23 protein-coding genes are annotated in these 22,329 nt (G+C 63.4%); 13 read left to right on the top strand and 10 right to left on the bottom strand.

All coding sequences use genetic code 11. The features are described from left to right. The first annotated feature begins 52 nt into the window (after positions 1–52). From ACZ5WT_RS07070 to ACZ5WT_RS07060, 3 genes are all read left to right on the top strand, one after another. Entirely contained in the window at positions 53–811 is a 759-nt protein-coding gene (locus ACZ5WT_RS07070; protein ID WP_464286666.1) for a copper homeostasis protein CutC, read from the top strand. 113 nt (positions 812–924) lie between these two features. Then, a complete protein-coding gene (locus tag ACZ5WT_RS07065; RefSeq protein WP_464286665.1) occupies positions 925–1,584 on the top strand; it encodes an aquaporin in 660 nt (219 codons plus the stop codon). 66 nt (positions 1,585–1,650) lie between these two features. Continuing rightward, the gene (locus ACZ5WT_RS07060; RefSeq protein WP_464286664.1) at positions 1,651–2,433 is read left to right on the top strand and encodes a siderophore ferric iron reductase; all 783 of its coding nucleotides are present in this window, start codon (positions 1,651–1,653) and stop codon (positions 2,431–2,433) included. On the opposite strand, the gene ACZ5WT_RS07055 is transcribed toward ACZ5WT_RS07060, so the two are convergent. Then, entirely contained in the window at positions 2,430–3,005 is a 576-nt protein-coding gene (locus ACZ5WT_RS07055) for an SH3 domain-containing protein (RefSeq protein WP_464286663.1), read from the bottom strand. The genes ACZ5WT_RS07060 and ACZ5WT_RS07055 overlap by 4 nt on opposite strands. A gap of 111 nt (positions 3,006–3,116) precedes the next feature. On the opposite strand from ACZ5WT_RS07055, the gene ACZ5WT_RS07050 reads away from it, so the two are divergent. From ACZ5WT_RS07050 to truB, 3 genes are all read left to right on the top strand, one after another. After that, positions 3,117–4,145, top strand: a complete 1,029-nt coding sequence (locus tag ACZ5WT_RS07050) for a 2-hydroxyacid dehydrogenase (RefSeq protein WP_464287163.1) — start codon at positions 3,117–3,119, stop codon at positions 4,143–4,145. 76 nt (positions 4,146–4,221) lie between these two features. Beyond that, entirely contained in the window at positions 4,222–4,629 is a 408-nt protein-coding gene (rbfA, locus tag ACZ5WT_RS07045; RefSeq protein ID WP_464286662.1) for a 30S ribosome-binding factor RbfA, read from the top strand. Beyond that, positions 4,626–5,528 carry a tRNA pseudouridine(55) synthase TruB gene (gene truB, locus ACZ5WT_RS07040; protein ID WP_464286661.1) on the top strand — a complete coding sequence of 301 codons (903 nt, stop codon included), beginning with the start codon at positions 4,626–4,628 and terminating at the stop codon, positions 5,526–5,528. The genes rbfA and truB overlap by 4 nt, the downstream gene beginning before the upstream one ends. Before the next feature lie 62 nt (positions 5,529–5,590). Here truB and ACZ5WT_RS07035 read toward each other — a convergent pair whose 3' ends face one another. The 8 genes from ACZ5WT_RS07035 to aptA all read right to left on the bottom strand — a co-directional run bounded on the left by ACZ5WT_RS07035 (position 5,591) and on the right by aptA (position 15,534). Next, complete coding sequence (locus ACZ5WT_RS07035) at positions 5,591–6,583, bottom strand: ABC transporter substrate-binding protein (RefSeq protein WP_464286660.1); 993 nt, start codon at positions 6,581–6,583, stop codon at positions 5,591–5,593. Positions 6,584–6,611: 28 nt separating this feature from the next. Next, positions 6,612–7,706 carry an ABC transporter permease gene (locus tag ACZ5WT_RS07030; protein ID WP_464286659.1) on the bottom strand — a complete coding sequence of 365 codons (1,095 nt, stop codon included), beginning with the start codon at positions 7,704–7,706 and terminating at the stop codon, positions 6,612–6,614. Then, positions 7,703–8,605, bottom strand: coding sequence for an ABC transporter permease (locus ACZ5WT_RS07025; RefSeq protein WP_464286658.1), 903 nt, complete (start codon positions 8,603–8,605; stop codon positions 7,703–7,705). The genes ACZ5WT_RS07030 and ACZ5WT_RS07025 overlap by 4 nt, the downstream gene beginning before the upstream one ends. Beyond that, positions 8,605–9,432 (bottom strand): ABC transporter ATP-binding protein, encoded by an 828-nt coding sequence (locus tag ACZ5WT_RS07020; RefSeq protein WP_464286657.1) that lies wholly within the window; start codon positions 9,430–9,432, stop codon positions 8,605–8,607. Before ACZ5WT_RS07020 ends, ACZ5WT_RS07025 begins: the two co-directional genes overlap by 1 nt. A gap of 229 nt (positions 9,433–9,661) precedes the next feature. Then, positions 9,662–11,116 (bottom strand): dihydropyrimidinase, encoded by a 1,455-nt coding sequence (gene hydA, locus ACZ5WT_RS07015; RefSeq protein WP_464286656.1) that lies wholly within the window; start codon positions 11,114–11,116, stop codon positions 9,662–9,664. 162 nt (positions 11,117–11,278) lie between these two features. Next, a complete protein-coding gene (locus ACZ5WT_RS07010; RefSeq protein WP_464286655.1) occupies positions 11,279–12,529 on the bottom strand; it encodes a Zn-dependent hydrolase in 1,251 nt (416 codons plus the stop codon). A gap of 183 nt (positions 12,530–12,712) precedes the next feature. Beyond that, positions 12,713–14,206 carry a CoA-acylating methylmalonate-semialdehyde dehydrogenase gene (locus tag ACZ5WT_RS07005; RefSeq protein WP_464286654.1) on the bottom strand — a complete coding sequence of 498 codons (1,494 nt, stop codon included), beginning with the start codon at positions 14,204–14,206 and terminating at the stop codon, positions 12,713–12,715. Further along, complete coding sequence (gene aptA / locus ACZ5WT_RS07000; protein WP_464286653.1) at positions 14,206–15,534, bottom strand: omega-aminotransferase AptA; 1,329 nt, start codon at positions 15,532–15,534, stop codon at positions 14,206–14,208. The genes ACZ5WT_RS07005 and aptA overlap by 1 nt, the downstream gene beginning before the upstream one ends. A gap of 221 nt (positions 15,535–15,755) precedes the next feature. Here aptA and ACZ5WT_RS06995 point away from each other — a divergent pair, with 221 nt between their 5' ends. Continuing rightward, positions 15,756–16,385: a TetR family transcriptional regulator C-terminal domain-containing protein gene (locus tag ACZ5WT_RS06995; protein ID WP_464286652.1), complete on the top strand. Its 630-nt coding sequence runs from the start codon at positions 15,756–15,758 to the stop codon at positions 16,383–16,385. Here the strand turns inward: ACZ5WT_RS06995 and ACZ5WT_RS06990 are convergent. Continuing rightward, positions 16,382–16,768, bottom strand: a complete 387-nt coding sequence (locus tag ACZ5WT_RS06990; protein ID WP_464286651.1) for a VOC family protein — start codon at positions 16,766–16,768, stop codon at positions 16,382–16,384. The two genes, ACZ5WT_RS06995 and ACZ5WT_RS06990, sit on opposite strands and share 4 nt — an antisense overlap. Positions 16,769–17,206: 438 nt before the next feature. On the opposite strand from ACZ5WT_RS06990, the gene ACZ5WT_RS06985 reads away from it, so the two are divergent. From ACZ5WT_RS06985 to ACZ5WT_RS06960, 6 genes are all read left to right on the top strand, one after another. Then, the gene (locus tag ACZ5WT_RS06985) at positions 17,207–17,560 is read left to right on the top strand and encodes a septal ring lytic transglycosylase RlpA family protein (RefSeq protein ID WP_464286650.1); all 354 of its coding nucleotides are present in this window, start codon (positions 17,207–17,209) and stop codon (positions 17,558–17,560) included. Positions 17,561–17,689: 129 nt separating this feature from the next. After that, entirely contained in the window at positions 17,690–18,247 is a 558-nt protein-coding gene (locus ACZ5WT_RS06980) for a hypothetical protein (RefSeq protein ID WP_464286649.1), read from the top strand. 122 nt (positions 18,248–18,369) lie between these two features. Continuing rightward, complete coding sequence (locus ACZ5WT_RS06975; protein ID WP_464286648.1) at positions 18,370–19,542, top strand: MFS transporter; 1,173 nt, start codon at positions 18,370–18,372, stop codon at positions 19,540–19,542. Then, positions 19,542–20,726 carry an MFS transporter gene (locus ACZ5WT_RS06970; protein WP_464287162.1) on the top strand — a complete coding sequence of 395 codons (1,185 nt, stop codon included), beginning with the start codon at positions 19,542–19,544 and terminating at the stop codon, positions 20,724–20,726. Before ACZ5WT_RS06975 ends, ACZ5WT_RS06970 begins: the two co-directional genes overlap by 1 nt. Then, positions 20,719–21,183: an MmcB family DNA repair protein gene (locus tag ACZ5WT_RS06965; RefSeq protein WP_464286647.1), complete on the top strand. Its 465-nt coding sequence runs from the start codon at positions 20,719–20,721 to the stop codon at positions 21,181–21,183. The genes ACZ5WT_RS06970 and ACZ5WT_RS06965 overlap by 8 nt, the downstream gene beginning before the upstream one ends. After that, positions 21,180–22,328 (top strand): MFS transporter, encoded by a 1,149-nt coding sequence (locus tag ACZ5WT_RS06960; protein WP_464286646.1) that lies wholly within the window; start codon positions 21,180–21,182, stop codon positions 22,326–22,328. The genes ACZ5WT_RS06965 and ACZ5WT_RS06960 overlap by 4 nt, the downstream gene beginning before the upstream one ends. Position 22,329 lies beyond the last annotated feature (1 nt).

Here is a 22,329-nt window from a genome sequence, read left to right as displayed (position 1 = left end):
TGCAGACGCAGAACCACCGCACTACCAATAGAGCACCAATAGGAGACCACTCATGGGCAAACATCCGTTCAAGATCGAAATCTGCGTCGAAGGCATCGACGGCCTTGTTGCAGCGCAGACGGCCGGGGCCGATCGGGTGGAGTTGTGCGCCAGCCTGATCGAGGGCGGCCTGACGCCGAGCATGGGCGTGGTGCGGGAATCCCTGCGTATCGCCACCATTCCCTTCCACGTCATCGTGCGGCCGCGCGGCGGCGACTTCCTCTATTCCGACCTCGAATTCGCAACGATGATCGATGACATCAAGGCGCTGAAGGACCTTGGCGTGGCGGGCGTAGTCATCGGCTGCCTGACCCCCGACGGGAAGATCGACGAAGTGCGCACCAAGGCGCTGGTCGATGCCGCCCGGCCGATGAGCGTTACCTGCCACCGCGCCTTCGACATGACCGTGGATTATCGCGAAGCGATCGAAGCCCTGGTGCGCTGCGGCGTGGACCGCGTCCTCACCAGCGGGCAGCGCGACACCGCCGTGGAAGGCATCGATATCCTCAAGGATAGCGTGGCTATCGCCAATGGCCGCATTGTGATCATGACCTGCGGCGCGCTGGATGCGACCAATATCGCTGGGGTGCGCCAGGCGACCGGCACAGATGAAATGCACTTCGCCGCGCTTCACACCATCAAAAGCGGCATGGCCTTCCGCAACCCCCATGTCGGCATGGGCGGCACGGCAATCGAGCGCGAATACGAAATCACGCTGACCGACGTGGATGCGGTGCGCAATACAATCGAGGCTGCCCGAAACGCGGCTTGATTATTTTCATCAGCACATAGCAGAGGACTCTTGCCTGCTTCATTCCGCCGCAGGACAGTAACCACATGCTCGATTCGAGCATGTGGGGACGCCTTTTCATGGAGTTTGGCGGCATGAACAAACTAGTTGCAGAATTCGTCGGCACAGCCGTGCTGGTGTTGTTTGGCTGCGGCTCGGTCGTATTGGGCGGCGACGCCATCGGCCAGACCGGTTTCGCCTTCGCATTCGGCCTGGCCATCGTGGCGATGGCCTATGGCATCGGGCCGATTTCAGGCTGCCACATCAATCCGGCGGTCAGCCTCGGCGCCTATCTCGACAACCGCATGCCGGCCCTCGAAATGGTGCAGTATTGGGTGGCCCAGTTTGCCGGCGCCCTGGCCGGCGCCCTGATCCTGATGGCCATCGCCGGAGGCAATTCCAGCGGGCTTGGCGTCAACGGCTGGGGCGAAGGCTATGGCGGCAATTATGCGCTGGTCGCGGCCTTGATCTTCGAGATCGTCTTCACCGCCATTTTCGTCATCGTCATCCTAGGCTCCACCGGCGAAAAGTCCTCGCCGGGCTTTGCGGGCCTCGCCATCGGCCTGACGCTCGTCGCCATCCATCTGGTGGGCATTCAGGTGACCGGCGTTTCGGTCAATCCGGCGCGCAGCTTCGGCCCGGCCATTCTGGTGGGCGGCGATGCGCTGGCCCAGCTCTGGCTGTTCATCGTAGCGCCGCTGGTCGGCGGCGCTATTGGCGGGCTGCTCTATCGCTTCAAGGTGCTCAAGGCCTAATGCGCATTGGCCGCCGGAGCAATCCGGCGGCCTTTTCCTGGATTGGGCAAAGCGCTAGAAGCGGCCATGGCCCGTTCATTCCTTTTCGCACAAGATTCCGGCGATGCCGCAACGACCCGCCTGATCGCGACGGCAGCGCAGGTGACCGGCTTCATGAAGGGCGAGCCCGGCAGCCCGCGCGAAGGCTGGTATCGCCCCGGCGGCGACAATACCGCGATGCTTGGCCAGCTGCATGACGCTCTGGTCAGCACCTATCCTCAGGTCAGCCCGGCTTTTCATGCCGTGCGGCTCTGGACCAACCTCATCTGGCAGCCGGCCTATCTGGCTGTGATCGCGGCGCATCTCCATGGCGCCATGCCCGATCTCAGCGGGCTGAGCCAGCAGCGCCGCGGTATCTATATCGACGGCTATCGCCTCGTCGCCGGTAAGCAGACCAGCGGCCCGGTCGAAACGCTGATTTCCCAGGGGGCCGGGCAACTTAAGGCAATGGGCACGGCCATGCTGGAGGAGGTCAATGCCCTGGCCAAACTCAAGCCCCTGCCGGCGCGGCGCCTGATGGCCGACCGCATGCTGAGCCTGATGGTGTGGCTGAGCCAGCGGCGGCGCGACCTGCCGGTTGAAACCATCGAGGCCTATGCCACCCAGTGGCTGGCCGAACTGGGCCTGACCGGACAGGGCACGCTGGAACGGGTTTCCGCGACCGATGGGCGGGTACTGGTGATCGTCAAGCGCAAGGGATGCTGCCTCGACTATCTGATCGATCCGGATCGCTACTGCGCCACCTGCCCCAAGCAGGACAATGCTGTGCGCCTGGCGCGGCAGACGGCAAATGCGCTGGCCGAGCTCTAGTCGAACACTTCGTCGGGATAGACGCCCCAGAGCTCTTCCTGATGCAGGTATCCTGCATAGGTGGCGGAGCGCTGGTTAGCATCCTGCCCGGCCACGCTGACGTCGCACCAGGTGCCGTCGCATTCCTTGATCGTGACCTTGAGCCCAGCCCCGAGCCGGGCGCGCACGCCTGATTCGTCAGACCGGCTGGCGCGCAGGGCAATCTCGCCATTGGCGACCAGCGGCGTCACATAGCCATGGCGGGTGCCGGCGAGGAGGTTCTGGTGGATCCAGCCATCCGAACCATCGGCATCGCGAATGCGGCGCCAGGTGTCGAATTCCTGGATGATTTCCACCGGCACGCCCGATTTGAGATAGGTCCAGGCAATGTCGTATTTCTGGCCGGGGCCGACGCGCACGTTGATGGGCTCGGAGCGGGTCGAGGCAAATCGCGGCAGCGGCAGGCCACTGGGATTGGACTGCGCAAACGCCGACGGCGCCAGCAATGCCATGACCAGCAGCAGCCAGGGCAGGCGACGAAGGCAGGCTATGAAGGGACGGCCAAACAAGCGGCGCAGGGTCTCGTCAAACATGACTTTGCAGAACAAATGGAATTGCCTTATCACTAGCCAATGATCCTTAATGGGCACTGAAGGGTGAGCTCTCCCAAGCTTTTCCACATGGGCGCCCCCCTGATCCCGGTACTGATGGCCAGCCAAAAACCCCAAATACTCGTGACCAGGCGCCTGCCCGAGACCATCGAGGCGCGCATGGCAACGCTATTCGAGACACACGTCAACGAAGGCGACGTGACCCTGACCAGTGATGACATCATCGCGGGACTGGAGGGGAAGGACGTGCTCGTCAGCTCGATAACCGACAAGATCGATGCAAGATTGATCGCGCGGTTGCCCAAAAGCGTGCGGCTGGTTGCCCAGTTCGGGAACGGGGTCGACAATATCGACGTCGAAGCGGCCTGGGAAGCCGGGCTGACTGTGACCAATACACCCAGCGTGCTGACCGAAGACACGGCCGACATGGCCATGGTGCTGATGCTGGCCTTGCCGCGCCGGCTGGTGGAGGGCACCCAGATGCTGGTCCGCGACCGGGTCTGGGCGGGTTGGTCGCCCACCTCGATGCTTGGCCATCGCCTGCGGGGCAAGGCACTCGGCATTGTCGGCATGGGGCGCATCGGCACGGCGGTGGCGCAGCGGGCCAAGGCCTTCGGGCTCAACATCCATTACTTCTCGCGCAACAGGCGGCCGCCGGGCGTCGAAGAACCGCTGGAAGCCACCTATTGGCACGACCTCGATGCCATGGTGGAAGCCGTCGACATTGTTTCGCTGCACTGTCCGCTGACCCGCGAGACCCACCACATTCTCTCGGCCGAGCGCATCAGCCGGATGAAGCCGGGCAGTTTCGTGGTCAATGTCAGCCGCCCCGAACTGGTCGACGAGGCGGCGCTGGTCGACGCCATCGAGAGCGGCCATCTCAGCGGCGCGGCGCTCGACGTGTTCGAGAACAAGCATGGCATCAATCCGCGCCTGCTGGCGCTGGCGGAAGCCAACAAGGTGGTGCTGACCGCCCACATGGCCTCGGCTACGCTGGAAGCCCGGATCGAGATGGGCGAAACGGTGATCGTCAATATCCGCGCCTTCATGGATGGCCATCAGCCTCCGCATCGCGTGCTGCCCGAAAGCGCGCATGGTGCACCCCGGGGCCTGCGCAGCTAGCGCAATCGCTGTGATTTTCACGCGCGGCCTCAGGAAAAGTGGTGTCGCCTTTTCCTGAACGCGCTATAGAGCGCAAATGAGCAAAGACAATAAACCGACCGGTCCCAGCCAGCGCATGCTGCGCGTCGGCGAACTGGTGCGCCACGCGCTGGCCGCCATGTTCGCCCGGGGCGAAATCGAAGATGACGCGCTGCGTGGTTCGGTGATCACCGTTCCCGAAGTGCGCATGACGCCCGATCTGAAGATCGCCAACGCCTATGTGATGCCGCTCGGTGGCCAGCATGCGGACGAAATCGTCGCGGCGCTGAACCGCCACCGCAAGTTCATCCGCGGGCGCGTGGCACCGCAGATCAACATGAAATACGCGCCCGAAGTGCGCTTCTATGTCGACGACACGTTCGAAGAGGCCAGCCGCATTGATGCGCTGCTGCGCTCGGACAAGGTGCAGCGCGACCTGGACGATGAAGACGGCGAGACCGATTGAACCAGCCCAAGCGGACCAAGCGCGCCATTTCAGGCTGGGTCGTTCTCAACAAGCCCTACAACATGACGTCCACCCAGGCGGTGGGAAAGGTGCGCTGGCTTTTCAGCGCCGCCAAGGCCGGGCACGCTGGCACGCTTGACCCATTGGCCACCGGCATCCTGCCGATTGCCCTGGGGGAAGCCACCAAGGCCGTGCCGCAGGTACAGGATGGCACCAAGGTCTATCGCTTTGCCGTCAAATGGGGCACGGCCACCACCACCGACGATGCCGAGGGCAGCGTCGTGGCAACCTCCGACATTCGCCCCGATCGTGCGGCGCTCGAAGCGGTGCTGCCCAACTTCATCGGTACGATCCTGCAGCGCCCGCCGATCTATTCGGCGCTCAAGATCGATGGCGAGCGTGCCTATGACCTGGCGCGCGCCGGGGAAGAGGTGGAGCTGGCCGCCCGCGAAATCGACGTCGATGACCTCGTGATCATCTCGCATGGCGAGGTGGAAACCGTTCTGGAAGCGACCTGCGGCAAGGGCACTTATGTGCGCTCGCTGGCCCGCGACATCGCCGAGGCCTTGGGCACGCGAGGACACGTATCGATGCTGCATCGCTCCGCCGTTGGCCCGTTCCACGACGCCGATGCGCTGACCATCGACCAGTTGGAAGCGCTGCCGGTCGAGGAGCGTGACGCGCTGCTCAAGCCGGTCTGGGCGGGCTTTTCGGACCTGCCGGAGATCCGCCTCGATCCGCACCAGGCCAATGCGGTGCGCCATGGCAATCCGGTCTTGCTGACCGGTGCCGCCGCGCCCGCCACGCTCAACGAGTGTTGGGCGAGCTTCAAGGGCGAAGTGCTGGCGACCGGCTGGGTCGAATTCGGCCAGTTCCGCCCCAAGCGCGTCTTCAACTAAGCGCCAGATACCAAAGCAAAAGGCGGGGATTTCTCCCCGCCTTTCGCATTCATGGGCAGCGACTAGAGCCCGTCAGTGACGACGTGGCTGAAGGCGCCAACCGGTTCCTTGGTGATGGCCGGGTTTTCCGGCGACACAGCCGAGAGCAGGGTTGCCACGGTCTGCTTGTAGTCGTCTTCGTCGAGGGCGCCGGTGGAGCCTGCGGTGAGCTTGTTGATCTCGTTGACCTGATAGAGCTGGTCTTCGACGGTCATCGAGCCGGTCATGTCGTTATCGACCACGATTTCGGCGGCTTCCTGCGGGTTGGAACGGGCATATTCCCAGCCCTTCATCGAAGCGCGGACGAACTTGGTCATCTTCGCGACGAATGCAGGATCGGCCAGCTTGTCTTCCATGACATAGAGGCCGTCTTCGAGCATGCCGACGCCTTCGTCACGGTAGTTGAACACCGTCAGCTCTTCGGGCGTGATGCCGGCCTTCAGCACCTGACCATATTCGTTATAGGTCATGGTGGAGATGCAGGCCGCCTGCTTCTGAATCAGCGGATCGACGTTGAAGGCCTGCTTGAGCACTTCGACGCCATCGGGGCCGCCATCGGTGGGCAGGCCGAGCTTGGCCATCCAGGCGTAGAACGGATATTCGTTGCCGAAGAACCAGACGCCCAGCGTCTTGCCCTTGAAGTCGGCCGTGGTTTCGACGCCCATTTCCTTGAGGCAGGTCAGCAGCAGGCCCGAGGACTTGAAGGGCTGGGCGATATTGACCAGCGGGACGCCACGCTCGCGGGCAGCAAGGCCGGGCGCCATCCAGGTGGTGATGACGTCGGCGCCGCCGCCGGCAATCACCTGCTCGGGGGCAATGTCGGGACCACCCGGCTTGATTTCGACGGTTAGACCTTCTTCCTCATAGAAGCCCTTCGCCTGGGCCACATAATAGCCGGCGAACTGGCCCTGGGTGACCCATTTGAGCTGCAGCGTAACGCTTTCCTGAGCCCAGGCTCCCCCCACTGCTGCCATCGTCATTGCGCCTGCGAGAGCGCCGATCAGAAGTTTCTGCATTCCCATTTTCCCTGAGTTTGGCATTGTCCTATGCACCACGCACGGACGGATGCCAGAAGGTAAGCGCCCGCTCGATGAGGACGATCACCCCGTAGAAGACCGAGCCCGCGACTGCCGCTACCGCGATTTCGGCCCATACCATGTCGACGTTCATCCGGCCGACTTCGGTAGAAATCCGGAACCCCATCCCCACAATGGGGGTCCCGAAGAATTCCGCTACGATCGCGCCGATCAAGGCCAGTGTCGAGTTGATCTTGAGGGCGTTGAATATGAAGGGGCCCGCAGCGGGGAGCCGCAGCTTCATAAGGGTTTGCCAGTAACCGGCGGCATAGGTGCGCATCAGGTCGCGCTCGATGGCTGAGGATGCGTTGAGGCCCGCCACCGTGTTCACCAGCATTGGGAAGAAGGTCATGATGACGACAACGGCGGCCTTTGACGGCCAATCGAAGCCGAACCACATGACCATGATCGGCGCCACGCCCACAATGGGCAGCGCCGACACGAAATTGCCCAGCGGCAGCAGGCCCGATTTGAGGAAGGGCGAGCGATCGATGAGAATGGCCACCACGAAACCCAGCCCGCAACCGACGAGGTAGCCGATCAGCACCGCCTTGAGGAAGGTCTGCTGGAAATCGGCCCAGAGGGTGGGGATCGAGGCGGCGATACGCGCCCCGATCATGGAGGGCGGCGGCAGGATGACCTGCGGCACGTTCCCTGCCCGGGTGATGACTTCCCAGGCAATCAGGATGGTCAGCCCGAACGCGACGGGAATGAGCAGGCCCAACCCGGCATTGTCGCCGAGGCGTGGGGCCAACGATTTGCTCAGCCGTTCGACGAACAGCCAGGCAAACAGCCAGGCCGCGATCAGCGCGATCCAGAAAAAGCCGGGCGTTGGCGAAAAGACCTCGAGCGAGGTGAGCAGTGCCACCGCGCCGAGCACGGCAATGGCCCCATCGGCCCAGAGACCGACCGGCACGGCGAAACGGAGCAGCGAGAGCGTACCCAGGGCGAGGAACGCCTTGAGCAGCAGTGCCTGTTCGAACGGGGTGACCAGGCTCAACCCGAGAGCTGCGGCGCTGAGGCCACCGGCGACGATTGCGAGATAATATTGCAGCTGGCTCATGCCGGACGCGCCCCCATGGACCGGTTGACCAGTTTCTCGACCACACCCACCGCCACCACGAGGAGGGCCGCGAGAATGGAAGCGGCAAACAGCGCCGCCCAGATCTGGATGGTCTGGCTGTAATAGGACCCGGCCAGCAGGCGTGCCCCCAGGCCCGCAACGGCACCGGTGGGCAGTTCGCCCACGATGGCGCCGACCAGGCTGGCGGCGACGCCGACCTTGAGCGAGGTGAACAGGTAGGGCATGGCGGCCGGCCAGCGCAGCTTCCAGAAGGTCTGGTTGGCCGAGGCATTATAGGTGTGCATGAGATCGAGCTGGATCGCTTCGGGACTGCGCAGGCCTTTGACCATGCCGACGGCCACCGGGAAGAAACTGAGATAGGCCGAGATGATCGCCTTGCTCATCAACCGTGCGGGATCGGTGGGAATGCCCATCGTGCCGGTAAAAATGTTGAACCCGATCACCACGATCAGGGGGGCCAGCGCCAGAATTGGAATGGTCTGGCTGGCGACGATCCAGGGCATCAGCGAGCGGTTCATCGCTTCGTTATGCACGATCAGCACCGCCAGCCCGATGCCGAGGATCGAGCCCATGATGAAGCCCAGCCCGGTCGCCGAGAAGGTGACCCAGGCGTGGAACAGCATGCTGCGCGGCTTGTTGGGCGCGACCAGGAAGGTGGCGTTGTAGAGCTCGCCGAACACCTGGTGGGCGGTCGGCAGGACCGGCTTTTCCTGGTTCCAGGTGTCGTAGATGAACTGGGTCACCGGCGCGTTCTCGACACCGGCGCGGCGATAGACGTCGTTCTGCCAGGGCGCATTGAGACCGATGGCGGCCGCATACCAGACCGCAAGAATGGCGAGCAGGACGACGAGGATGGGAAGGGCGCGCTTCACCGCCATCACACGTGATCCCCGTCATAGGAGTGGCCAGCCCGCAGCCCGTCGCGGACGCGGGCGGCAATGGCCAGGAATTCGGGAGTTTCGCGGATATCGAGCGGACGCTCGTGGGGCAGGTCGCTTTCGATGATGTCGGTGACACGGCCGGGGCGCGGCGACATGACCACGATCTTGGTCGAGAGATAGACGGCCTCGGGAATGGAGTGGGTCACAAAGCAGATGGTCTTCTGCGTGGCGGCCCAGAGCTTGAGCAGCTCCGAATTGAGATGATCGCGCACGATTTCGTCGAGCGCGCCGAAAGGCTCGTCCATCAGCAGCAGGTCGGCATCGAAGGCCAGGGCGCGCGCGATGGAGGCGCGCTGCTGCATGCCGCCCGAGAGCTGCCAGGGGTACTTCTTTTCGAAGCCCGAGAGATTGACCAGGTCGAGGGTCCGCGCGATGCGGGCGGCCTGTTCGCTGGCGGAATAGCCCATGATTTCGAGCGGCAGGGCGACGTTCTTTTCAATCGTACGCCAGGGATAGAGCGCCGGGGCCTGGAACACGTAGCCATAGGCCCGATTGCGGCGCGCCTCTTCGGGCGACATGCCATTTATGGTCAGGCTGCCTGATGTGGGCTGTTCGAGATCGGCGATGGTGCGCAGGAACGTAGTCTTGCCGCAGCCCGAGGGGCCGATGAAGGAAACGAACTCGCCCTTGTTGATGGTCAGGTTGACGTCCGAAAGCGCAACGACGTCGCCGTCATTGGTCTTGAAGGTCAGTCCCAGATGGGATGCAGAAACCACCGCGTTGGACGCGGCCCCTTCGCTGGGCTTGGATGTTTCGGTCGTCACGGACAAATGCTGGCCCCTCCTGATACGTGATCGGCTTGAACCGGCTCGTGCCGGCGCGATCATCTTTGCCGTTGCAACTTATGTTGCAACTTGTGTGCCGATCCGGCTTTGCCGGACAGGCAGGTTGCAGGGCCTCCTCCAAGACCCTTCCGCCTACCGCGGAACAGGCAGGCTGCCACTTTTTGCGGCAGTGCCCGGCTCGACCGCCCAAACGGCCGAGCCCCAGAATTCAGACACCCGTCGCCGGAATGCCCGTCCGCTCGATCTTGCGGGGGGAAACGATTTCTTTCCACTGGCTGAGCGCGCGATTGACGGGATTTTTTGCCTCGCGGCCCACGAACTTGCCGTGGCCCATCTCGGTCTTGATCTCGTTCTCGACGATCGATACCCGGCCGCGGCTGAGCACGTAGCGGGGCAGACCGGTGACCTCGAAGCCCTCGAACACGTTGTAGTCGATGACCGACTGCTGGGCCGAGGCCGTAATGGTCTTCTTGCGCTTGGGGTCCCACACCACGAGGTCGGCATCGGCCCCCACCAGCACTGCACCCTTTTTGGGATAGAGCCCCAGGATCTTGGCGACGTTGGTCGAGGTGACGGCGACGAATTCGTTCATGGTCAACCGGCCGGTATTGACGCCAGCGGTCCACAGCACGGGCAGGCGGTCCTCAAGGCCGCCGGTGCCATTGGGGATCTTGGAGAAATTGCCGATGCCCGTGCGCTTCTGCGCCGTGGTGAAGGCGCAATGGTCGGTGGCAACAGCCGAGAGCGAGCCCGACTGCAGCCCGGCCCACAGCGAATCCTGATGCTGCTTGTTGCGGAAGGGCGGCGACATGACCCGGCGTGCCGCATGGTCCCAATCGGGGTTGAAATACTCGCTCTCATCGAGCGTCAGGTGCTGGATCAGCGGCTCGCCATAGACACGCATGCCTTTCTGGCGGGCGCGGCGGATGGCTTCGTGCGCCTGCTCGCTCGAAACGTGCACCACGTAGAGCGGCACCCCGGCCATATCGGCGATCATGATGGCGCGGTTGGTGGCTTCCCCTTCCACTTCGGGCGGGCGCGAATAGGCGTGTGCCTCGGGGCCGTTATTGCCTTCGGCCAGCAGCTTGGCCGTCATGGCGGCAACGACGTCGCCATTTTCGGCATGGACCAGCGGCAGGGCGCCGAGATCAGCGCAACGCTGGAACGACGAGAACATCTCGTCGTCATTGACCATCAGGCTGCCCTTATAGGCCATGAAGTGCTTGAAGCTGGTAATGCCGCGATCGACCACTTCAGCCATTTCGCGCCACACCTGCTCGTCCCACCAGGTGATCGCCATGTGGAAGGAATAGTCGGCATTGGCCTTGCCGGTCTTGTTGTCCCACATGGAAAGGGCTTCAAGCAGGCTCTGGTTCGGGTTCGGCAGGCAGAAATCGACCACCATGGTTGTGCCACCGGCCAGGCCCGCGCGGGTGCCCGATTCAAAGTCATCGGCCGAATAGGTGCCCATGAAGGGCATTTCGAGATGGGTATGCGGGTCGATACCGCCGGGCATGATGTAGCAGCCTGAGGCGTCGAGCACTTCGTCGCCGCTCAGGTTCTGCCCGATCTCGACGATGACATCGCCTTCGATCTTCACATCGGCCTTGTAGGTGAGATCGGCGGTAACGACGGTGCCGTTCTTGATGACTTTGCTGGCCATTTGGCTCACTCCCTAATTCTCTGAATTCCGTTGTTCCCGCTTGCGGTGCCTCGCGCTGGCTGCCTGCTTTGTTGCAAGTTCGATGCCAGTCGCGGGCCGGTCCGCGCGATGCCAGCGCCCTCCTCGGCTACCGACATCACGGGTTGGGCCATCAGGCCCGCATCATTGTGCGATCTCCGCTGTCTCGAGCACAGTGTGGAACAGCACGTCGGCGCCCGCGGTCGCCCATTCCTGGGAAATGTCTTCGGCCTCGTTATGCGAAAGCCCATTGACGCAGGGGCACATGATCATGGTTGATGGCGCCACTTTGGCGGCCCAGCAGGCATCGTGCCCGGCGCCCGAAATGATATTCATGTGGCTGTAACCCAGGTCTTCGGCCGCCTGGCGCACGCGGGCGACCAGCGTGGGATCGAAGGTCACGGGATCGAAGTGCCCGACCGCTTCCATGGCGTAGCCGACGCCGAGCTCGGCGCAGATCGCCTGTGCCCGGGCCTCGATCTGCTCGCGCATCGAGGTCAGCTTGGCCAGCTCGGGCGAGCGGATATCGACGGTGAACACCACCGTGCCGGGCAGCACGTTGCGCGAATTGGGCGCGAATTTCATCTGCCCCACTCCACCCACCGCACCGGGCTGGTGCGCCATGGCGACGTCCTGCACGGCTTCGAGAATGCGGGCCATGGCCAGCCCGGCATTGACGCGCATGTTCATCGGCGTCGAGCCGGTATGTGCCTCGCGGCCGGTGAGGGTGAATTCGAGCCACCACAGACCCTGCCCGTGCGTGACGACGCCGATTTGCTTGTTCTCGGCCTCGAGGATCGGGCCCTGCTCGATATGATATTCGATATAGGCATGCATCTTGCGCGCCCCGACCTCTTCGGCGCCGCGCCAGCCGATGCGCTGCAGTTCCTCGCCATAGGTCTTGCCCTGCTGGTCTTGGCGGCCATAGGCGTAATCCAGCGTATGCACCCCGGCAAAGACGCCCGAGGCCAGCATGGCGGGGGCAAAGCGAGCGCCCTCTTCATTGGCCCAGTTGGTGACAACGATGGGATGCTTGGTCTTGATGCCCATGTCGTTGAGCGAACGGACGACTTCGAGCGCCGCCAGCACGCCGAGCACGCCATCATACTTGCCGCCGGTGGGCTGGGTATCGAGATGGCTACCCACATAGACCGGCAGCGCATCGGGATCGGTGCCCGGGCGCGTCATGAACATGGTGCCCATCTGGTCGACGCCCATGGTCAGACCCGCCTCGTCGCACCAGCGCTTGAACAGGTGGCGCCCCTCGCCGTCTTCATCGGTTAGCGTCTGCCGGTTGTTGCCGCCGGCAATGCCCGGCCCGATCCGGGCCATTTCCATCAGGCTATCCCAGAGCCGATCGCCATTGATACGAAGGTTTTCACCGGGAGCAGACATGAGTTACTCGCTAGAAATATGGGCGTGACAAAGCAGCGCCAGCTCAACCGCGCCGCCAAAGCAGGTGGCAGCGGACGGATTGGATGACGAAAGAATGCCAAAAACTGGGAGGATGCCCCTCCCCTTTTGGGGAGGGTTTTGAGAAGCGGTCGGCGATGCGTGAAACTCGCTGACCATCATCGCCTACTTCACGCTCGGGAAGCTGAATTCGGCGCCGCCCTTGATGCCGGCGGGCCAGCGGGTGGTGACGGTTTTGAGGCGGGTATAGAAATGCACGCCTTCCGGACCGTAGATGGAATGGTCGCCGAACAGGCTCCGTTTCCAGCCTCCGAAGGAGTGGTAGGCCACCGGCACCGGGATCGGGACGTTGACGCCCACCATGCCCACTTCGATCTTGTCGGCAAATTCACGGGCAGCGTCGCCGTCGCGCGTGAAGATGGCGGTGCCATTACCATATTCGTGGTCGTTGATGAGCTTGATGGCCTCGTTGTAGTCGTGCGCCCGCACCACCGAGAGGACCGGCCCGAAGATCTCTTCCTTGTAGATGGTCATGTCGGGCGTGACATTGTCGAACAGCGTGCCGCCGACATAGTAGCCGTTTTCATAACCCTGCAGCTTGAAGCCGCGCCCGTCGACCACGAGCTCTGCGCCCTGCTCGACGCCAGAGTCGATGTAACCAAGAATCTTGTCGCGGTGCATCTTGGTGACCACCGGACCCATTTCGGCATCCTTGTCGGTGGACGGGCCGATCTTGAGGCTTTCAACGCGCGGCTTGAGCTTGGCGACCAGCGCGTCGGCGGTTTCCTTGCCGACCGGCACGGCCACCGAAATGGCCATGCAGCGCTCGCCGGCCGAACCATAGCCTGCCCCCATCAGGGCGTCGGCGGCCTGGTCGAGATCGGCGTCCGGCATGATGACCATGTGGTTCTTGGCGCCGCCAAGGGCCTGCACGCGCTTACCCGCGCGGGTGCCGCGCTGATAGACATATTCGGCAATCGGGGTGGAGCCGACAAAGCTCACCGCCTTGATGTCGGGATGGTCGAGAATACCGTCGACCATTTCCTTGTCGCCATGGACGATGTTGAGGATGCCCTCGGGGAGCCCGGCCTCCATGAACAGGTTCCAGGCCAGCATGGGCGCAGAAGGGTCGCGTTCGGAGGGCTTGAGGATGAAGGCGTTGCCGCAGGCAATGGCCGCCGGATACATCCACATCGGCACCATGGCCGGGAAGTTGAACGGGGTGATGCCCGCCACGACGCCAAGCGGCTGGCGATCGGAATAGCTGTCGATCGAAGGACCGACATTGCGGCTGAATTCGCCCTTCAGCAGCTGGGGAATGCCGCAGGCAAAGTCGACGCAGTCAATGCCGCGGGCCACTTCGCCCAGCGCATCGTCATGCACCTTGCCGTGCTCGCGGCTGATTTCGCGGGCGAGGTCGTCGGCATATTGATCGAGCAGCGCCTTGAACTTGAACATGACGCGCGCGCGCTTCATCGGCGGGGTATTGCCCCAGGCCACCTGGGCCTTCTTGGCCGAAGCCACGGCGTCGTTGAGCTCGCTCATCGTCGACAGCGGCAATTCGGCCGAAACTTCGCCGGTGGCCGGATTGAACACCGGCACGCGGCGGCCCGTGGAGACATAGCGTTTGCCGGCTACGGCATTCTCGATGACGTTCATCAGTCGATGCTCCTCAGGACAGTGCGAATGGCGTCGATAAGCTCGCCAATCTGGCTCTCGGAAATGATCAGCGGCGGGGAGAGCGCAATGATGTCGCCGGTCGTACGGATGAGGTAGCCCGCCTCGTAGGCGGCCAGGAAGGCCGAGAAGGCGCGCTTGGTGGGAGACCCCGCAATCGGCTCGAGCTCGATGGCGCCGACCAGACCGATATTTCGGATGTCGATGACATGCGGCTCGCCCTTGAGCGAGTGGAGCGCATCCTGCCAGACGGGGGCCAGCGCCGCACCGCGGGTCAGCAGGTCCTCGTCCCGATAGGTTTCGAGCGTGGCCAGAGCCGCAGCCGATGCCACCGGGTTGCCCGAATAGGTGTAGCCATGGAAAAATTCGATGACGTGTTCCGGGCCGCCCATGAAGGCGTCGTGGATCTCGGACGAGACCATGACCGCACCCATCGGGATGATGCCATTGGTCAGGCCCTTGGCGGTGACCATGATGTCAGGCGTCACGCCGAAATAGTCGGCGCCAAAGGGCGTGCCCAAGCGGCCATAGCCGGTAATCACTTCGTCGAAAATCAGCAGGATGCCGTGCTTCTTGGTGATTTCGCGCAGGCGCTTGAGATAGCCCGCGGGCGGGATCAGCACGCCGGTCGAGCCGGCCACCGGCTCGACGATCACGGCGGCGATGGTGGAGGCGTCATGCAGGGTAACGATGCGCTCCAGCTCGTCGGCCAGGTCCGCGCCATGCTCGGGCAGGCCCTTGGAGAAGGCATTCTTGGCGAGGTTGTGGGTGTGGGGCATGTGGTCGACGCCGCCCAGCAGCGTGCCGAACATCTTGCGGTTGGTGACGATGCCACCCACCGAAATGCCGCCAAAATTGACGCCGTGATAGGCGCGCTCACGGCCGATCAGGCGGGTGCGGGCGCCTTCGCCCTTCACCCGGTGATAGGCCAACGCCACCTTGAGGGCGGTCTCGACCGATTCAGACCCCGAATTGGTGAACAGCACATGGTCGAGCCCGTCAGGCGTGATGTCGACCAGGCGGTTTGCCAGTTCGAACGCCTTGGGATGGCCCATCTGGAAGGCGGGGGCGTAGTCGAGCTCGGCAGCCTGTTTGGCAATCGCCTCGGTAATCTTGGGCCGGGCATGGCCGGCATTGACGCACCACAGGCCCGCCGTACCGTCCAGCACCTGGCGGCCGTCGCTGGTGGTGTAGTGCATGTCCTTGGCCGCGACGAACATGCGCGGTGATTTCTTGAATTGCCGGTTGGCCGTAAACGGCATCCAGAAAGCGCTTAGATCGTTTGGAACCACCGCATTTGAATTGGACACGGAACCCTCGCTCCCGTTGATTTTCTTCTTGGTCCTTTTTTCGCACTTGACGTGGGGACGTATTGCCCAGAATTTTGACCAGTTGGAAAAATGTTAGCACTCCAAAACTTTCTAGCAAGGCGAAAATGCCGCCGACCAAAGTGAAAAGTGCCAAGGCTACTTCAGCGCCACCCCGCCAGCGTAAAGCTGACGGCCAGGAGGCTGCTCAACCGCAAGCAAAAATGCGGCCGTTAACTCGTATCCAGCGCGAAAAGCAGGACATCATCCTGGAAGCGGCGCTCGAAGTCTTTGCCGTGCATGGCTTTCGCGGTGCCACCATCGACCAGATCGCCGAGGTGGCCGGCATGAGCAAGCCCAACCTGCTCTACTATTTCCCGCGCAAGGAAGAGATTCACCGCCGGCTGATTTCCGAATTGCTGGTCAACTGGCTGGCGCCGCTCCGCGAGATGGATGAAACCGGCGATCCCTTCCCCGAGATCCGCTCCTACATCCGCCGCAAGCTCGAAATGGCGCGCGACTTCCCGCGGGAAAGCCGGCTGTTTGCCAATGAAATGCTGCAGGGCGCCCCGCGTATCATCGAAATGATCGAGGTCGATCTCAAGACCCTGGTCGACGAGAAGGCCAAGGTTCTGCTCGGCTGGATGGATCAGGGCAAGCTGTCGCGCACCGATCCCTACCACCTGATCTTCTCGATCTGGGCCACCACCCAGCACTATGCCGATTTCGACGTGCAGGTGCGTGCCGTGCTCGGGCCCGACCGCAATGGCGAGGGGCGCTTCGAGGATGCGGCGCGCTATCTCGAACAGTTGTTCATGCATGGGCTCGCACCCAAGGCAAAGAACGCGCCCTAGCCCTGTGTGCTTTGGCGCTGTGCCATCAGCGCAAGCGGGCGCCCTTCGGGGTCGTTGAAAAAGGCCATCCACTCTTCGAGCCCGTCGGCATGCCGGTGGATCAGATGCGGCTCCCCGCGGAAGGTGACGCCGCGCGCGACCAGATCGGCGTGGGCAGCCGTGATATCGGGCACCTGAAAATAGAGCACCGACTCCTCGGCGGACGGGTTTGGACTTTGCTGCAGGTAGAGGCGCAGGCCGCCGCAGTCGAAAAAGGCCAGCTCGCCATAGGTGTAGAGATGGGCCAGACCCAGCACGTCGCGATAAAAGGCGACGGACTCATCTATGCTGGCCACCGTGCGGGACACCTGCCCGATCCGGGCCAGTTGCGTCGGCTGGGTCATCGAAACCTCCCTGGTTTCAGCGCCCTGTTGGCTTCCGGCCGGGCGCCAACACGGTAAATACGCGTTAATCCTGTCACATTTGCGCCTTATTCCGGCTGGGAACGCCGAGAAATGACCTTCGCGAGCCCCGGAACCAGCGCAAAAACAGGGTTATTGGTCTGTTACCGGGGAACTGTAGCCGTCACGCAACAGTGCGCAAGATGAATCCGCGATCTGCGGAATCTTGACAGAGAGCAGCGCTGGATTCGCGAGAGTCGTGGATTCATTTCCTACAGATGGCAAGAGTCTAGCCGAGTCCCTACCTCTGTTGTCGGCCAAGTAGCGACGCAAATTTGTAACAGATGGTCGCAGGGGAACGGAATCCGGGATTCTGGGCTCAATGTGGCCGGGGCCGGTCTTTAATCAATCGCTCATCGTAAATTGAGTGAGCTTGATAGGTTGATTAGAAAAGCTGTTTCCGTCGTCGCAGTTGCTGCAGCACTGCTCTCCTTCTCCACTGCAGCCTATGCCCAGTGCGGCGGCGCATCCTGGTATGGTCCGGGCTTCCACGGCAAGAAAGCCGCCTCGGGTCAGACCTTCAACGAAAACGCCATGACAGCGGCGCATCGTTCCCTTCCATTTGGCACCAAGGTTACTGTTGAAGATCAGCGCACCGGCAAGCAGGTGCAGGTAACCATCAACGATCGTGGCCCGTTTGTTGGCGGCCGGATCATCGATCTCTCCAAAGAAGCAGCAACCCAGCTGGGCTTCCGCAATCGCGGTACCACCTCGGTCTGCATCAGCCAGCTCTGATCCCTGGTTTCGAACTGGATCCTGCAAAGGGGCTACCCATTGGGTGGCCCTTTTCTTTTTGCCGGATTAGCATGACCTTAGCAAAATGAACCTAGCATGCGCGCCGGGAACACAGGGAGTGGGCAGGGCATGAAGGCTGCCGCTTATGTCGTCGGGCCTCTGGACGGGCCGGGCGCAGCATTGATGGACCTGGTGCGCGGGATGCCGTTCGCGACGGTGCAGCCCTATGCCGGGGTGGTTCAGGCCGAGCAGCAATGCCACCAGACCCCGATCTGCTTCTTTCTGTTTGCGGCGACGGCCGATGTCGAGACCTTGCGCAGCACTACCGAAGCCATCCGCTTCTGCCCCAGCCGCCGTGTGCGCTTCTCGCCGCTGATCTACTTCTCCGAGAGCCCCTCGATGGAGAGCATCACCCAATGCATCAACATGGGCTTCGATGACGTCATCACCATGCCCTTCACCCAGACGCGGGTGGCCGAGCGCATTGCCCGCCAGATCGGGCAGAATCTCACCTATTACGAAACGCCGGGCTATTTCGGACCGGACCGGCGCGACCGCGTGACCGGCCCCAGCCGCGCCGCCGAAACCCGCATTGGCGGGCAGTTCCGCCGCATCGAGATCATCCGCCACTTGCTGACGGGCGTGAACGTGGTGCGCGACGATCTCTACATGACCCAGGCCGGCTGAACCGGCACCTGTGACCGGCAAGCAACGTTGCAAATAGCTTCAGCAATCGTTTGCACTCGCTATTTCCCGCCGCCGGGATTTCGCATAGCTTCCAGCGTCTGATATTGCGAGTAGTTTCAGCCATGAGATTCGGCATTGACCTGCCGCCCCAGATCAAGGTGTTCGGGGCGTTTTTCATCTATTCCTTTTCCATGGGCAGCATCTTCCCGCGTCTGCCGGATATCCAGACCGCGATGGGTGTCGGCGAGGGCGCTCTCGGCCTGGCGCTGATCGGCTCGGCCGTGGGGACGCTGATCTCGCTGACCTTTGCCGGCCGGATCGTCGAGGCCATCGGCTATCGCCGCGTCCTGCTCACCGCCATTCCCCTGCTTGCGGCGCTCTACGCGCTGGCCAGCTGGGCCACGACGCCGCTTGGCTTCTTTCTACTGCTGCTGCCGGTTGGGCTGACCATCGGTGCCATCGAGGTCATCATCAACCTCGAGGCCGACCGGGTCGAGCACGCCATTGGCCGCCGCATCATGAGCCGCGCGCACGCTTTCTGGAGCCTCGGCTTCTTCGCCGCCGGCATGGTGGGCTCGTTCATCGCCCAGACCGGGCTTGAAGTGCATTATCACCTGATGATCATGGTGCCGGTCACCCTGGTCGCGACCTTGCTGGTGCTGGGCCGCTTCGAGCCCGCGCCGCATCGCGCCGACAGCAGCACCGACGAAGCTCCGCGCTTTGCCCGGCCGACCCTCTCCATCATGGCGCTGGTCGCCGTCTGTATTTCGGCCATGCTGATGGAGGGCGCCGGGATCGACTGGTCGGCCATCTATATGCGCAACCTGTTCAATGCCGAGCCGTTCTGGGCGGGCCTCGCCGTCGCGACCGTCGCCGGTTCGCAGGGCGTGGCGCGTTTCTTTGCCGACGGTTTTGTCGAGCGCTTCAGCCCGGTCATGGTGGCACGCGTGCTGCTGTCCGTGCTGGGGATCGGCGTGCTGCTGGCCTTTTTCGCGCCGGCTGCCTGGGTCGCCTATCTCGGCTTTGCCCTGATCGGCATCGGCTCGAGCGCGCTCTTCCCGCTCGCCATGTCCGCGGCCGCGCAGCAGACCGACCGCCCCGCAGCAGTCAATGTGGCCGCCCTGGCGCAATTCTCCTTCACCGCATTCCTGCTCGGGCCGCCGCTGCTCGGCTTCATCGGCGAACATTTCGGCATTCAATGGGTGTTCGGCGTCGGCATTCCGCTGGTGCTGCTGGGGCTATTCACAGCCCCATCCCTGGCGCCAAAGCCGACGCTGCGTGAGGCCCGCTCGTGATCGCCCCCCAATACCGCATCTATGCGAGCTTTTTTCTGTTTGCCGTGTCGACCGGCGCGCTGATGGCGCGCCTGCCCGATATCCAGACCCATCTGGGCATATCCGAGGGACAGCTGGGCCTGACCATGATCGGCATGGCCATCGGCTCGCTGATTTCCCTGACCTTCGGGGCACAGGTGGTCGAACGGCTCGGCTTCCGGACGACGGCGCTGTTCACCGTGCTCGGCCCCTCGGTACTGTTCGCCATCATTCCATGGCTGCCGGCGGCGCCCGCCATGTTCGCCGTGCTGTTTGTGGCCGGCCTGCTGTCGGGCGCGCTCGAGATCAATCTCAATGTCGAGATTGACCGGCTCGAAATGCAGACCGGCAAGCGCTTCATGAACCGCGCCCATGGTTTCTGGAGCGTCGGGTTCTTCGTGACGGCGCTGTTCGGCGCCATGATCAGGCAGTCGGGCCTGTCGGCCGGGCTGCATATGGGCATCGTGGCGCTGGTGGTGCTGGTGGTGGGCGGGTCCCTGCTGTTCGGCGCCACCGAGGCGCCAAAACCGGCCCGGGCAGAAGGCCAAAGCGAGCACAAGTTCGCCTTCCCCAATCTGGGCCTGCTGCCGCTCTGCCTCATCGGCTTTGCCGCCTTTCTCGTCGAAGGCGCAGGGATCGACTGGTCGGCCATCTACATGCGCAACGTCTTTGCCGTGGAGCCGTTCATCGGCGGCATGGGGCTGACGCTGTTTGCCTTCTTCATGGCCGCGATGCGCCTGTCGGCTGACCCGATCGTCGCCCGCTACGGCCCGCGCAATGTCGCCATGGTCATGCTGATGGCGGCCAGCCTTGGCGCCCTGCTGGTGGGAACGGCCCCGACGGCCGAACTCGCCCTGCTCGGATTTGCGCTCATGGGTGCGGGATGTTCGGCGGTCTATCCGCTGGCCGTTTCGGCAGCGGCGCAGCGCACGGATCGTCCGGCGGCGGTCAATGTGGCAGCCATCGGCCAGGTGAGCTTTGTCGTCTTCTTCCTCGCCCCGCCGCTGCTTGGCTTCGTCGCGGAGTATTTCGGCATCCGCATGTCCTACCTGATCTGCCTGCCGCTGCTGCTGGCCGGACTGTGGGCGGCGAGCTTTGCGCTGGGGACAAGGACTGTGGCAGCACCGCATGGCCTGCCGCCCGAACCGCTGGGTCCCAATGGCTGACGAACTGCCGCCCATCGTCGATCTTCGCCAGTCGGCCACCGCCCTGCGCGTACAGCGCGGGGTGATGCGCATGCTGCGCGAGCGGCACGACATGGCCTGCTATGCCGAAGTGCCGCTGGCCAATGGACGGCGCGCCGATGTGCTGGCCGTTGGTCCCAAGGGCGAAATCTGGATCATCGAGATCAAGTCGAGCCTCATCGACTTTCAGGTGGACCGCAAATGGCCGGAATACCGGGAGTTTTCCGACCGCTTCTTTTTCGCCAAGCCGCCCGAACTCGATGCCGAGATCTTCCCGCTCACCGAAGGCCTGATCGTGGCCGATGGCCACGACGGGGCCATCCTGCGCGACAGCCCCGAGACGCCCCTGGCCCCGGCGCGCCGCAAGGCTTTGATGCTCAAGCTCGCCCGCCTTGGCGCCGACCGCATCCACGTTCTGATGGATCCCGGCCCCAAGTGAGTGACCCCACCACCATCCGCCTGCGCATCATGGCGCTGTTTTTCGTGCACGCGCTGGCGATCGGGGCCATCCATACGCGCATTCCCGACATCCAGCTGCAGATGGGCCTCAACGAGGCGCAGCTCGGGATGACCCTGATGGGGCAGCCGCTGGGCGCGCTGGCCATGTTCCTGTTTGCCAGCCCGATCATCGAGCGCTTCGGGCCGCGCCGGGTGATCCTGTATCTTCTGCCAGTCGTCACCATCGGGGCGGCGCTGATCACCGTATTGCTCAACCCGGTGGCGATGTTCTGCCTCCTGGCCTTCAACGGCATGGGCTTTTCACTGACCAATATCGCCATCAATGTCGAAGCCGACCGCGTGGAGGTGGCCACCGGCACGCGGGTGATGAATACCTGCCACGGCGCCTGGAGCGTCGGGTTCCTGGTGACGGCGCTGCTGGGTGCCGCCCTGCGCGGCCTCGATGTGGCTCCAGTGCTGCATCTGGGCCTGCTTTCGCCGCTGGTTATCGGGCTGATCCTGATCATCGTCCTGCCCATGCCGGTCATGCCGCCGCGTCCGCATGCCGGTGAAACCAGTCGCAAGCTGGCCTGGCCAACCCTCTCAACATTGGGTCTGGTGGCGTTCGGGCTGGGCGCGGCGCTGACCGAGGGCGCCTCGCGCGCCTGGTCGATCATCTATCTGCGCGACAGTTTCGAAGTCGCCGCCTGGGTCGAGTCGCTGGCCCTGCCGGCGCTGCTAGTCACCATGGCGGTGGGACGACTGGTGGCCGATCGTTGGATCGACCGGTTCGGGCCCGTGCTGGTGGCCCGGACGCTGGCCAGCATCGCCATCGCGGGCATGGTGCTGTTGGTGCTGTCGCCAAACGCTGCTCTGGCGTTGGCCGGGTTTGGCCTGGTCGGGGTGGGTATCTGCGTGCTCTATCCCCTGACCCTGTCGGCCGCCGCCCGGCTGGGCGACCGGCCGGCCTCGCAGAATGTCGCGGCGACGACACTGGTGTTCCAGCTGGTCAATCTCGGCGCCCCGGCACTGATTGGCGCCGTCGCCCAGGGCCTGGGCATCCGCACCGCCTTCGCCATGCTGCTGCCGCTGCTGGTGCTGACCTGGCTGATGGCCGGACGGCTGGCGCCGCCGCCCAAGGCCTGAC

The organism is Devosia sp. T2-14, assembly GCF_055397495.1.
This window is presented reverse-complemented; position numbering and strand designations above follow the sequence as displayed.